Genomic DNA, 12,695 nt, shown 5'->3' on the forward strand with positions numbered 1-12,695 from the left:
GTAACTTATTTTTCTGTATTGCAATTTTTTTTGCCACAGATTAAAAAGATTTGCATTGATTTTAATCTTTTATCCCGATAGCGACCGGGAGCGCTTAAACTTTTCACAAGCACGGTTGCCGGCTTTTATTTTCTACTCATTTTTTAAATTTTCTATATTAAGAAAATTAGTGAAATTCGTGGCAACCTTAATATTATTCTTCTGTAATCCGGATGTCTCTTGGTACCGGAATGGTATCGACTTCTTTGAAATAATCGATCAATACATCTCTAAGTTTGTAATTCAGATCATACTTTTGTACACTTTTTGCGAAAAAAGTCATACTGTCTCCGCCATTTGCTAAATAATCATTGGTTGCTACATAGTAAGTTGAAGTAAGATCAAGGGGTTTTCCCTGAATCATAATGTTTTTTGGAGTCTTGTCTTTTGCGATTGTAAAAGTCATCCCTGATAATGGCTGTGCTTTCTGTGCCTTAATTATATAAGAACACATTTCTAAAATTTGATCTCCCTTTAGCGCCATAACAACCATACTGTTTTCAAAAGGCATAATTTCAAATGCTGTTCTGCTGGTCACATTTCCTTTAGGTAAAATGGCTCTTATTCCACCATGATTCAATAAACACAGATCAATGCTTTTTTTCTCACGGGCTTTAAAAACCAGATTTCCTCTTTCGACACAAACATCAGCCATGAGATTTCCAATAGTTGACTGCCATTTTCCACTGCTTTTGTCAAGCGTTTCAGGAGCATAAGCTAGAATACTGTCTAAATCCTTATTAATATGATTTCGATACGGAGCAATAAAGCTTTCAATTGCAGGCGTTTCAGAAGCCTTTTCCGTTACAGGAAGCAGTTTACCTTCTATCTTCGTTAAATTGTAATTTTTCTTACTGCAAGAAGTTATAAAAAAAAGTGTTAAGAATATAACAAAAAGTTTTAAAAATCCGTTATACTTTTTTAGTTTTACCATCTTAAATGCGACTTAAATAATTAATTTTGTAATCTGGCAAAAGTACTATGTTTTTAAATTATATAAAGGAATTTTTTGTAAAAAAATCATTAAAAAATAACTTGTATAATGTCAAAAACGAAGTGTTTACAAGTAAGATACAAACAATTGGTTTACTGGTTGATGAAAGTAAATTTCAACATTCAAAAGAGTTAATTAAAGAATTAATATTGAATGGAATCAATGCGGAGGATATCAAAATTGTGGTGTACAGAGATAAATTCAAAGAAAAAGCAGCGTATTCAAGACCAACTTTCGGTAAAAAAGACATCAGTTGGAATGGAAATGTAACGGTAGATTTTCTAAATGAATTTATAAAGACAGAATTTGACCTTTTGATTAGTTATTATGATATCGAAAAAGCAATTTTGATGCTGATAACAAGTAAGTCAGAAGCGAAGTTTAAAGTTGGTTTTGCATCCGTCGATAAAAAATTGAACAGATGGATGATAGAGACTGCTATAGAGAATTACAAACTCTTCGTTTTCGAATTGTTTAAGTATTTAAAAAGTTTAAAATAAAATATAAATTAGAATATGCAATCATTAATAGGTACTGGCGTTGCTCTTGTAACTCCATTTAAAAAAGATTTCTCAATTGATTTTGAAGCATTACAGCGAATAGTTAATTTTTCGATTGATGGAGGAGTTGAATATCTTGTGGTTATGGGTACAACAGCAGAAAATGCTACCTTAACCCAGGCCGAAAAAGAATTGGTTATTAATGCAGTAATTGATTTTAATAAAGGAAGATTACCTCTTGTACTTGGTGTTGGCGGTAATAATACCATTCAGGTTGTAGAAGAATTAAAAACCAGGGATTTTTCGGCATTTGATGCAATCCTTTCCGTTTCCCCTTACTATAACAAACCAACCCAGGAAGGGATTTATCAGCATTTTAAGGCAGTTGCCGAAGCATCTCCGCTGCCGGTTATTTTATATAACGTGCCGGGAAGAACATCCAGCAATATGTTGCCTTCAACAGTAGTTCGTCTGGCAAATGATTTTAAAAATGTCGTGGCAATAAAAGAAGCTGCAGGAGATATCGTGCAGGCTTTTCAACTGATTAAAAACACACCAAAAGATTTCCTTGTAATTTCAGGTGATGATATGATTGCCTTACCAATAGTTTTGGCTGGCGGAGCAGGGGTAATTTCTGTAATTGGACAGGGTTTTCCTAAAGAATTTTCAGAAATGATTCGTTTGGGACTGAATAGAAAGGTAAATGAAGCTTTTAAAACGCAATACTTTTTATCCGATTGTATTGATATGATTTTTGAGCAGGGAAACCCTGCCGGAATCAAACAAGTATTCAAAGCCCTTGGTATTGCTGAAAACACGGTACGTTTGCCATTAGTATCAGTAGATGATTCACTGGCAGGAAGATTGAATGAATTTGTTAAAAAAAGCATTAAAGTAGAACAGGATTAACGGTATTTTATTATACCAAAAAAATATTTTGTAGTAGCTAAATTAATAACTAAATTTGCCACCGGAACTTCGGTGTGATTTTGCTTTGGCACAATTGTCTAAGTAATCATAATAAAAGTAATAAAATGAAAAAATTAGTATCTCTGTTAATTGTTGTTGTCCTTTTTTGTTCTTGTAGTGATTACCAAAAAGCGTTGAAAAATGAAGACGTTGCGGCAAAATTTGAAATAGCAACAAAGATGTATGAGGCAGGAAAATATTCAAAAGCCATCCGTCTTTTTGAGCAATTAGCACCTACCTACAGAGGTAAACCTCAGGCTGAAAAATTATTTTATATGTTTTCTCAGTCCTATTATAAAACAAAACAATATTACCTGGCAGGTTACCAGTTTGAAAGTTTCGTATCAGGTTATCCGCGAAGTGAAAAAGTTCAGGAAGCTGCTTTTCTCGGAGCCTTTAGTTATTCAAAATTATCTCCTGTTTACAGTTTAGACCAGACAGATACGGTAAAAGCACTGGAAAAATTACAGGCTTTTATTGATAATTATCCAAATTCAGAATACATTGCCCAGGCAAATGAAGCAGTGAAAATTCTGAATGGTAAGCTGGAGAAAAAAGCATACGAAAATGCCAAAGGGTATAACACGATTTCAGATTATAAATCCGCATTAATTGCTTTTGATAATTTTATTGCTGATTTCCCGGGAACACCTTTTAAAGAAGATGCATTGTTCTATAAATATGATTCTGCATACAAACTGGCCATAAACAGCGTTCCTTCCAAAATGCAGGATCGTTTAAATGTTGCCAAAGTAGCTTACAATAACTTGCTTAAGTTTAAAAGCGACACAAAATACAAAGTGCAGGCTGACGAAATGAACGTCAGAGTTGAAACTGATTTACAAAAATATAATAAATAAAAAAAAGTCATGGATTTAAAAAAGACGAATGCTCCTGTAAACACAATAACTTACAATAAAACAGTTATTGAAGAGCCAACAGGAAATGTGTATGAGGCAATTACCATTATGGCTAAAAGAGCAAATCAGATTAATTCTGAAATCAAAAAAGAATTAACAGAGAAGTTAGAAGAGTTTGCTACTTATAATGACAGTCTTGAAGAAGTTTTTGAAAATAAAGAGCAAATTGAAGTTTCTAAATTTTACGAAAAATTACCAAAACCACACGCTTTAGCTGTTCAGGAATGGTTAGATGGTAAAACATACCACAGAAGTTCAAACAAATAATAGAGTATAATGTCAGTTTTAAACGGGAAGAAAATTTTACTGGGAGTTTCTGGTGGAATTGCAGCCTATAAAACAGCCTCATTAGTACGACTTTTTATAAAAGCAGGTGCACATGTCCAAGTGATAATGACACCTGCTTCTAAGGATTTTGTAACCCCGCTTACGTTATCTACCTTATCTAAAAATCCGGTACATTCCAGTTTCTTTAATCAGGATGATGAAGATGCTGTTTGGAACAATCACGTTGAATTGGCACTTTGGGCTGATCTGATGCTTATTGCTCCGGCAACTGCCAATACATTATCTAAAATGACAACCGGCAATTGCGATAATCTTCTAATTGCAACTTATTTATCGGCTAAATGTCCTGTTTACTTTGCTCCGGCAATGGATCTGGATATGTACAAACACCCTTCTACAATTTCAAGTTTTACGGCCTTAAAGCAATTTGGGAATGTCATGATTCCCGCAGAAAGCGGTGAATTGGCAAGTGGTCTCTCAGGCGAAGGAAGAATGGCAGAACCCGAAAACATAATTGCGTTTCTGGAAGCTGATTTAGAAAGTAAATTACCCTTAAAAGGAAAAAAAATACTAATTACTGCCGGACCAACATACGAAGCAATAGATCCTGTACGTTTTATAGGAAATCATTCCTCGGGAAAAATGGGTTTTGATATCGCAAATGCAGCAGCAGATTTAGGGGCAAGTGTTATTTTAGTCTCCGGACCAACACATTTCAAGGTGAAAAATACAGCAATCCAGGTCATAAATGTTGTATCTGCACAGGAAATGTACGATGCCTGCCATCTCTATTACAATGAGGTTGATGTTGCCGTTGCAGCCGCAGCAGTAGCTGATTATAAGCCTAAAACGGTAGCTTTACAGAAAATCAAAAAAGCTTCGGATGAGTTTTCGATTGAACTCGAAAAAACAAAAGACATTTTATTGTCGCTGGGAAATAGCAAAAAAAATCAATTTTTGATTGGATTTGCTTTAGAAACTGAAAATGAAATTGAGAATGCGAAGTTGAAAATTCAGAAAAAAAACTTAGATTTGATTGTTTTAAATTCCTTGCAGGATGAAGGAGCCGGTTTTAAAAAAGAAACCAATAAAGTGACTTTTATCGATAAGGACTTTAAAATTGAACCAATGGAATTGAAATCAAAAGAATCAGTTGCTGCCGATATTTTGAATAAAGTGATTTCACATTTTTCATAAAGCAGAATTGATTTCAAGTCAAACACTGAATTAAAAAATAGCGGAACCACATTTCGCTAAACGCAAATAGTATCTTCGTATGAATAATAAAATAGTTACTTTATTAGTATTTTTAATCTTTGGCTTTACGCAGGCACAACAGCTAAATTGTACGGTAACTATAAATACGGACAGACTTCCCAATCCAAATCAGCAGGTTTTTAAAACACTGCAGACTTCCTTATCAGAATTTGTAAATAAAACAGACTGGACAGGTTCTGTATTGAAACAAAACGAACGCATTAATTGTTCGATGTATATTACTTTATCATCGAATAGTTCAGATCAGTTTTCGGGTACCATTCAGATTCAGGCGTCAAGACTGATCTATAATTCGACCTATTCTTCTCCGATTTTTAATTTTAATGATAAAGACTTTAGCTTCAGGTATACAGAATATGAGCCGCTATTGTTTAATCCGACCACTTTTGAATCCAATCTGGTATCTGTAGTTTCCTTTTACAGCTATATGATTTTAGGAATAGATGCCGATACGTTTCAAATGGGTGGAGGAAGTTCTTATCTTGAAACCGCCCAAAATATTTCAAATGTAGCGCAACAGGGAGGTTTTAAAGGCTGGAGCCAGGCAGACGGAGTTCAGAACCGTTACTTTTTGATAAACGATATGCTCTCGCCAACCTACAGCGACTTAAGACAAACCATGTTTTTATACCATTCCGGTTTAGATAATATGAATCAGGATTTGAAAGCGGCCAAAGAAAAAATAAAATCTTCAATATTACTCATAAGCAAATTAAATTCGGTGAAGCCAAATGCTTTTTTAACACGGATATTTTTTGATGCTAAATCAGATGAAATTGTGTCTATTTTTTCAGGAGGACCGAGTATTCCCGTTACCGATTTAACAGATGTTTTAAACAAAGTGTCCCCATTGAATTCTACAAAATGGTCGCAAATCAAATTTTAATTAGATTTAAATTTTGCTCCCTTCATTAACTTTTATATTTATATATTTTTTCTTATGATTACTTCACTGTCAATTAAAAATTACGCTCTGATTGAAAAGCTTGCTATTGATTTTTCAAAAGGTTTTTCTATAATTACAGGTGAAACAGGTGCTGGTAAGTCTATAATTTTAGGAGCACTAGGTTTGGTTTTAGGAAAAAGAGCCGACCTGACTTCATTGAAAAATAAAGAAGAAAAATGTGTAATCGAGGCACAATTTGAAATTTCGAAGTACAATTTAAAAGAATTTTTCGAAGCAAATGACCTGGATTATGAAGACGAAACAATCATCAGACGCGAAATTTTGCCTTCAGGAAAATCACGTGCTTTTATTAATGATAGCCCTGTAAACCTTCAGGAACTGCAGGATTTAAGTTTGTTTTTGATTGATATTCATTCGCAGCAACAGACTCAGGAACTTTCTGATGAAAACGTTCAGTTTAACATAATTGATGCAATTGCGAACAATTCAGATGTAATCGGATCTTATCAAAAACTTCTGAAAACCTATAAATCAGACAAGTCAAAACTAAATGCTTTGCTGAAAAAACAAAGCGATTCCGGTAAAGAGCAGGAATACAATACTTTTCTGTTGAATGAACTGGTTGCAGCAAAGCTGAAATCAGGGGAACAGGAAGAACTGGAAGCTGATTTTGAGAAGCTGAATAATGTCGAAATTATAAAAGAAGCAATTGATAAATCTTTGGTGATTACCAACGAAGAACAATTTGGCGTTTTTCATAATCTGAATGAAATTAAAATTTCATTGCAAAAAATAGCCCTTTTTTCACCCGAATATCAGAGTTTATTCGAAAGAATTACAAGTGTAGCCATCGAAGTAGATGACGTTTCTAAAGAACTGCAAAATGCTTCAGAAAAATTATTAAACGATCCTGAAAAGTTAGAATTAACGAATCAGAAATTGCAGTTGATTTATAATCTTCAAAAGAAACATCAGGTCACTTCTGTAGCAGATCTGCTTCAGATTCAGGCTGATTTGGAAAGTGCAGTTGTCGAATTAGGAAATATCGAAGAAGAAATTACAATTTTAACGCAGGCTATAGAACAAAAAACACAGGAATTGGATGCTTTCTCTGCGACAATTCATCAAAACAGGGAAAAAGCGATTCCGGTTTTATCCAGTCAGCTCGTTTCGATTCTGGAGACATTAGGAATGCCAAACGTTCGTTTCAATATGGAACTGCTGCCGTCTGAAACTTATTTTCAAAACGGAAAAGACGAATTACAGTTTTTATTTTCAGCCAATAAAGGAACAGATTTCGGATTGCTTAAGAAAGTGGCTTCGGGAGGAGAGATGTCGCGTATTATGTTGGCTGTTAAAGCAATATTAGCCAAATACTCGAAATTACCGACTTTGATTTTTGATGAAATTGATACCGGAGTTTCCGGTGAAATAGCCATTCGAATGGGAGAGATTATGAAAGAAATGAGCGCCACAATGCAAATATTTGCGATTACGCATTTACCGCAAATTGCCGCAAAAGGAGATTCTCATTTCAAAGTCTTCAAATCTACGGTTGATGAGGATACACAATCAGAATTGAAGCTGTTAACTCAGGAAGAAAGAATTATAGAAATTGCCCAGATGCTTTCTGGTGCCAACATTTCTGATTCGGCATTAAATCATGCAAAAGAATTATTAAATTAAGAATACGTTAGATATGGAAAGCCTGAGTTTTTATGAAAATCAATTTATTAAAGCAGATTCCTTAATATCTGACGGAAATATAGCTGAAGGAAAAGAACTGCTGGAGGAAATACTGGCTCAATATCCTGACTTTGGTAAAGCGCATAATCATTTGGGATGGATTTATTATAACAAGTTAAGTAACCATGACAGAGGAATTTATCATTATAAACTGGCTATGAAATTTGAACCCAAATACCCGCCGCCTTATATCAACTATACGTATTTGCTCATTGATATTGGTCGTTATGCTGAAGCCAAAGACCACATCAATACTACGATGCAAAACCTTGAAAATTTTGATTATTCGACCTACCACAGTGAATTGGGAAGAATGGCGGAGTATGAAAATGAGTACACGACAGCTTATAATTATTATAAACTAGCGAAGAAAAATGCCTTAAACCCAAACTTTATAGACAATATGAACGCCAACATGAAAAGGGTTAAAGATAAAATGTCTATTTTTGAAAAATTAAAACTGAAATTGAATTAATACAATAAAATAATTGCAAGATGATTATAGAACCTAGAATGAGAGGATTTATTTGTTTGACATCCCACCCAAAAGGATGCGAGCAAAATGTAAAAAATCAAATAGAATATATAAAATCAAAAGGTCCGATCGCCGGAGCAAAAAAAGTACTGGTTATTGGTGCTTCAACAGGTTTCGGATTGGCTTCAAGAATTACAAGTGCTTTCGGATCTGATGCTGCGACAATAGGTGTTTTTTTTGAAAAACCACCAGTTGAAGGAAAAACTGCTTCACCTGGATGGTACAATTCTGCAGCTTTTGAAACTGAAGCTCATAAAGCAGGTTTGTATGCAAAAAGTATCAATGGAGATGCCTTTTCAAACGAAATTAAAAGACAAACATTAGATTTAATAAAAGCTGATTTAGGACAGATTGATCTTGTGATCTACAGCTTAGCATCACCAGTGCGTTTACACCCTGTTACAGGAGTGACACACCGCTCTGTTTTGAAACCAATCGGACAAACATTTACAAACAAAACAGTTGATTTTCATACCGGAAACGTTACTGAGGTTTCTATAGCTCCGGCTAATGAAGAAGACATCACCAATACTGTTGCAGTAATGGGAGGTGAAGACTGGGCTATGTGGATGGATGCTTTAAAAGATGAAAATTTGCTGGCAGAAGGAGCTACAACAGTTGCTTATTCTTATATCGGACCATCATTGACAGAAGCAGTTTACCGTAAAGGAACAATTGGCCGTGCAAAAGATGATTTGGAAGCTACAGCATTTTCTATTACAGATAGTCTAAAATCAGTAGGCGGAAAAGCGTATGTATCCGTAAATAAAGCCCTGGTTACTCAGGCAAGTTCTGCAATTCCTGTTATTCCTTTATATATTTCTCTTCTGTACAAAATCATGAAAGAAGAAGGAATTCACGAAGGCTGTATTGAGCAGATTCAACGTTTGTTTCAGGACAGACTGTACAGTGGGTCTGAAGTTCCTGTAGATGAAAAAGGAAGAATCAGAATTGACGATTGGGAAATGCGTGAAGATGTTCAGGCGAAAGTAGCACAACTTTGGCTGGAAGCAACAACGGAATCTTTACCTGGAATTGGAGATTTGGCAGGTTACAGAAATGATTTCCTGAATTTATTCGGATTTGAATTTGCAGGAGTCGACTACAAAGCCGAAGCAAATGAAGTAGTTGAAATTGAAAGTATAAAATAAAAATACAGATTACCATAAATAAAAACCATCAGCCAAAAGTTGATGGTTTTTTTGTGAATATACCATATCTTTGTTAAAATTTTTCAGTTTAAATAATTACTACTTTAATACCTCATATTCCATTATGATTTTTTCTTTAATTATACCCGTGTATAATCGACCAGATGAAGTTGATGAACTTTTAGAAAGTCTGACCCAATCTGATTATAATGAAGCTTTTGAAATTGTCCTTGTAGAAGATGGTTCCTCCATACCATGTAAAGATGTGGTGATGACATACCAGGGAAAACTTAATATTTCCTATTATTTCAAAGAAAATTCAGGACCCGGAGACTCAAGAAATTTTGGAATGCAAAAGGCGAGGGGTGATTATTTTATCATTTTTGATTCGGATTGTATCATTCCGTCTAACTATCTGACCGAAGTTCGAAAAGAGTTAAATGCCAATTATGTAGATTGTTTTGGAGGCCCTGATAAAGCGCTGAAAAGCTTTTCAGACATTCAAAAGGCGATCAATTTTGCCATGACTTCATTTCTTACAACCGGCGGTATTCGAGGTGGTTCTGAGAAAATCAATAAATTTCAGCCGCGCAGTTTTAATATGGGGATTTCAAAGAAAGCCTTTGAAATTTCAAAAGGTTTTGGAAATATTCATCCTGGGGAAGATCCCGATCTTTCAATTCGTTTATGGAATTTAGGTTTTGAAACCAGATTATTCCCTGAAGCATTCGTTTATCACAAACGTCGAATAGACTGGGGTAAATTTTCTGTGCAGGTTCACAAATTCGGAATTGCAAGGCCAATCCTAAATAGTTGGTATCCGGAGCATAATAAAATCACATTTTTCTTTCCTACAGCCTTTATTTTAGGGTTATTAATAGCTTTTTTATTGTTAATTTTTAGTATAGATCTTTTTTTACAATTATATTTTGTATATTTCGGTATAATTTTTCTTACATCCAGTGTTCAGAATAAGAGTATTAAGATTGGATTACTTTCATTAGTAGCCGTCTGGAAACAATTTTATGGTTATGGAACGGGGTTTTTGGAATCTTTTGTGAAAATTATCCTTTTAAAGAAAAAACCACAAGAAGCTTTTCCTCGTATGTTTTTTAAAGTATAATATGACAAAAGTTATTGGTTTGACAGGCGGAATCGGAAGCGGTAAAACAACTATTTCCCGTTATTTTGAGGAAATGGGAGTACCTGTTTATATAGCAGATGACGGAGCCAAAAAAGTCATGCAGTCTGAAAAGATTATTAAACAAATAAAAACAACTTTTGGAGATGCAATTTTTGAAAATAATATTTTAGACAGAGCTAAACTGGCTGAGATTGTCTTTAAAGATAAAGAAAAGTTAAGCCAATTAAATGCGATAGTTCATCCTGCTGTTAAGGAGGATTTCGAGGCATGGTTATTGAGACACGAAAACTGCCAATATGTAATCTACGAAGCCGCAATTTTGTTCGAAAGCGGTCGTTATAAAGAATGTGATCTTGTAATAACAGTAACTGCTCCTGAAGAAGTAAGGATTGAAAGAGTTTTAAAGCGTGATAATACCACAAGAGACCATGTTTTAAGCCGTATGAAAATGCAATGGGATGATGAAAAACGTATTTCCGGAAGCAATTTTGTAATAAATAACGATAATCTTAAAAAAGCTAAAGAAGAAGTTGTTAAAATTCTTAAAATTTTAAATATAAAACAAAATCGGTCTTAAATGTTAATATTTGGTTAATGTATTATTTAGTATATTGTTAAAATATTAATTTTGTTGCGATGAATAAATTATTTTTTAGAATACTTGTTTTGCTCATGAGCTTGTCCTTAATAGGGATAATTCTGGTTCAGGTATATTGGTTCAATTCTTCATTTAAGAATAATGACGACCAGTTTAAATATCATGTGACGCAGGTGATTGGCAATGTGGCAGACAAATTAGAAAAACAAGAATTGTATAGTTTTGCTTATAAGGCAAACGAAATGAAAGACAGTACCGGTAAGACTCCCAAAAAAGAAGATTTATTGCAGGTTTTGTTTGTTCAGAGAAACAAAAAGACAAATAAAACAATTATATACTCCAATACACTTACCTCTGAAGATTACGATATAAGCAATTCACTTTTTAATAAAAAATTCAGCAGCGAAAGGTTTAAGAACTTTAGCTCGAAACGAGTTACCGAAGTTTATAATAATAACAATAGTATTGATAACAATGCGTTAGGACAGAGTATTATACCAGATCTGACAATTGAAAAATCAGGAAGTTTAGATATATTAAATAAAGTGCAGCAGGAAATCACTATAAAAGATGTTGCTGATGCTTTACCTCTGGAAGAAAGAATTTCGAAACAAAAATTACTTATTCTTTTAAAGAAAGAACTGGAGGAATACGGAGTAAAAACCAAATTTGAATTTGGGGTTTACAGTAATGGAATTGCTACTAAAATTAAATCGGATGGTTTCCATTTTGATAATGATGCCAGTTACCATGTTCCCATATATACAAACAATGAAGGCAATAGTAAATATGAATTATTTGTTACGTTCCCTCATAAAAAGAAATTTCTGTTATCAGAGCTATTAAGTATAACCATACTATCGATAATTTTTACATTAATTATAATAGTTGCCTATACTAGTGCGTTAAATCAATTATTGCGTCAAAAACATATTTCTGAAATCAAAACAGATTTTATAAATAATATGACCCACGAGTTTAAAACTCCAATTGCAACAATAAATTTAGCACTTGATGCGATTAAGAATCCTAAGATTATTGAAGATAAAGAGAAAGTTTTCCGATACCTTCAAATGATACGGGATGAGAATAAAAGAATGCATGCCCAGGTCGAAAATGTTCTTCGTATTTCGAAATTAGAAAAAAGGGAACTGGATATTACAAAAGAGTCCACTCTTATTCATGATATAATCGATGATGCAATTGAGCATGTAAATTTAATCTTAGAAGACAGGCAGGGAACAATTGTAAAGCATTTTAATGCTGCAAGAACAACCTGTTTGATCAACGAAGTGCATTTTACAAACGTGTTGGTTAATATTTTAGAAAATGCCATAAAATATTCACCTGATATTCCTGAAATTGAAATTTTCACAGAAAATGTCAAAGACATGATCTTGATAAAAGTAAAAGACAACGGATTAGGTATGAGTAAGATTGCTCAAAAAAGAGTTTTTGAGAAATTTTACAGGGAGCATACCGGAGACTTGCATAATGTGAAAGGACACGGTTTGGGCCTTGCTTATGTAAAAAGAATAGTAGAAGATCACAATGGTCAAGTATATGTTGAAAGCGAAAAAGGAAAAGGTAGCACCTTTATAATAAAAATACCATTAATAAATTAAA

Annotated in this window: 13 protein-coding genes; 12 read left to right on the forward strand and 1 reads right to left on the reverse strand. The window is 33.8% G+C overall.

Going from position 1 to position 12,695, the window contains the following annotated elements; all coding sequences use genetic code 11:
* Positions 1-193: 193 nt before the first annotated feature.
* Entirely contained in the window at positions 194-973 is a 780-nt protein-coding gene (locus EV142_RS06235; RefSeq protein WP_132033591.1) for a 5'-nucleotidase C-terminal domain-containing protein, read from the reverse strand.
* 47 nt (positions 974-1,020) lie between these two features.
* Between EV142_RS06235 and EV142_RS06240 the strand changes: the two genes are divergently transcribed.
* The 12 genes from EV142_RS06240 (at position 1,021) to EV142_RS06295 (ending at position 12,694) form a co-directional block, all read left to right on the forward strand.
* Positions 1,021-1,533, forward strand: a complete 513-nt coding sequence (locus EV142_RS06240; protein WP_132033593.1) for a DUF6913 domain-containing protein — start codon at positions 1,021-1,023, stop codon at positions 1,531-1,533.
* 15 nt (positions 1,534-1,548) lie between these two features.
* Positions 1,549-2,442, forward strand: a complete 894-nt coding sequence (gene dapA, locus EV142_RS06245; RefSeq protein ID WP_132033595.1) for a 4-hydroxy-tetrahydrodipicolinate synthase — start codon at positions 1,549-1,551, stop codon at positions 2,440-2,442.
* Positions 2,443-2,567: 125 nt separating this feature from the next.
* Complete coding sequence (locus EV142_RS06250) at positions 2,568-3,362, forward strand: outer membrane protein assembly factor BamD (protein WP_132033597.1); 795 nt, start codon at positions 2,568-2,570, stop codon at positions 3,360-3,362.
* 9 nt (positions 3,363-3,371) lie between these two features.
* A complete protein-coding gene (locus tag EV142_RS06255) occupies positions 3,372-3,689 on the forward strand; it encodes a DNA-directed RNA polymerase subunit omega (RefSeq protein ID WP_008463064.1) in 318 nt (105 codons plus the stop codon).
* Between the two features lie 9 nt (positions 3,690-3,698).
* The gene (coaBC, locus tag EV142_RS06260; protein ID WP_132033599.1) at positions 3,699-4,907 is read left to right on the forward strand and encodes a bifunctional phosphopantothenoylcysteine decarboxylase/phosphopantothenate--cysteine ligase CoaBC; all 1,209 of its coding nucleotides are present in this window, start codon (positions 3,699-3,701) and stop codon (positions 4,905-4,907) included.
* A gap of 79 nt (positions 4,908-4,986) precedes the next feature.
* Positions 4,987-5,874, forward strand: a complete 888-nt coding sequence (gene porD / locus EV142_RS06265) for a type IX secretion system protein PorD (protein ID WP_132033601.1) — start codon at positions 4,987-4,989, stop codon at positions 5,872-5,874.
* Positions 5,875-5,928: 54 nt separating this feature from the next.
* Positions 5,929-7,581: a DNA repair protein RecN gene (gene recN, locus EV142_RS06270; RefSeq protein WP_132033603.1), complete on the forward strand. Its 1,653-nt coding sequence runs from the start codon at positions 5,929-5,931 to the stop codon at positions 7,579-7,581.
* 13 nt (positions 7,582-7,594) lie between these two features.
* Complete coding sequence (locus EV142_RS06275; protein ID WP_132033605.1) at positions 7,595-8,116, forward strand: tetratricopeptide repeat protein; 522 nt, start codon at positions 7,595-7,597, stop codon at positions 8,114-8,116.
* Positions 8,117-8,136: 20 nt separating this feature from the next.
* Positions 8,137-9,327 (forward strand): enoyl-ACP reductase FabV, encoded by a 1,191-nt coding sequence (gene fabV / locus EV142_RS06280; protein ID WP_132033607.1) that lies wholly within the window; start codon positions 8,137-8,139, stop codon positions 9,325-9,327.
* Between the two features lie 124 nt (positions 9,328-9,451).
* A complete protein-coding gene (locus tag EV142_RS06285; RefSeq protein ID WP_132033609.1) occupies positions 9,452-10,450 on the forward strand; it encodes a glycosyltransferase in 999 nt (332 codons plus the stop codon).
* Between the two features lies 1 nt (position 10,451).
* Positions 10,452-11,048 (forward strand): dephospho-CoA kinase, encoded by a 597-nt coding sequence (gene coaE, locus EV142_RS06290; RefSeq protein ID WP_132033610.1) that lies wholly within the window; start codon positions 10,452-10,454, stop codon positions 11,046-11,048.
* A 59-nt stretch (positions 11,049-11,107) separates the two neighbouring features.
* On the forward strand, positions 11,108-12,694 hold the full coding sequence (locus EV142_RS06295) for a sensor histidine kinase (RefSeq protein ID WP_132033612.1): 1,587 nt from the start codon (positions 11,108-11,110) through the stop codon (positions 12,692-12,694).
* Position 12,695: the final 1 nt, after the last annotated feature.

This window comes from Flavobacterium circumlabens, assembly GCF_004345565.1.
In the GTDB taxonomy this organism is placed as follows: Bacteria; Bacteroidota; Bacteroidia; order Flavobacteriales; family Flavobacteriaceae; genus Flavobacterium; species Flavobacterium circumlabens.

Coding starts and splice junctions, on each gene's coding strand:
- EV142_RS06235 (WP_132033591.1), bottom strand. CDS start 973: ATGGTAAAACTAAAAAAGTATAACGGATTTTTAAAACTTTTTGTTATA.
- EV142_RS06240 (WP_132033593.1), top strand. CDS start 1,021: ATGTTTTTAAATTATATAAAGGAATTTTTTGTAAAAAAATCATTAAAA.
- dapA (WP_132033595.1), top strand. CDS start 1,549: ATGCAATCATTAATAGGTACTGGCGTTGCTCTTGTAACTCCATTTAAA.
- EV142_RS06250 (WP_132033597.1), top strand. CDS start 2,568: ATGAAAAAATTAGTATCTCTGTTAATTGTTGTTGTCCTTTTTTGTTCT.
- EV142_RS06255 (WP_008463064.1), top strand. CDS start 3,372: ATGGATTTAAAAAAGACGAATGCTCCTGTAAACACAATAACTTACAAT.
- coaBC (WP_132033599.1), top strand. CDS start 3,699: ATGTCAGTTTTAAACGGGAAGAAAATTTTACTGGGAGTTTCTGGTGGA.
- porD (WP_132033601.1), top strand. CDS start 4,987: ATGAATAATAAAATAGTTACTTTATTAGTATTTTTAATCTTTGGCTTT.
- recN (WP_132033603.1), top strand. CDS start 5,929: ATGATTACTTCACTGTCAATTAAAAATTACGCTCTGATTGAAAAGCTT.
- EV142_RS06275 (WP_132033605.1), top strand. CDS start 7,595: ATGGAAAGCCTGAGTTTTTATGAAAATCAATTTATTAAAGCAGATTCC.
- fabV (WP_132033607.1), top strand. CDS start 8,137: ATGATTATAGAACCTAGAATGAGAGGATTTATTTGTTTGACATCCCAC.
- EV142_RS06285 (WP_132033609.1), top strand. CDS start 9,452: ATGATTTTTTCTTTAATTATACCCGTGTATAATCGACCAGATGAAGTT.
- coaE (WP_132033610.1), top strand. CDS start 10,452: ATGACAAAAGTTATTGGTTTGACAGGCGGAATCGGAAGCGGTAAAACA.
- EV142_RS06295 (WP_132033612.1), top strand. CDS start 11,108: ATGAATAAATTATTTTTTAGAATACTTGTTTTGCTCATGAGCTTGTCC.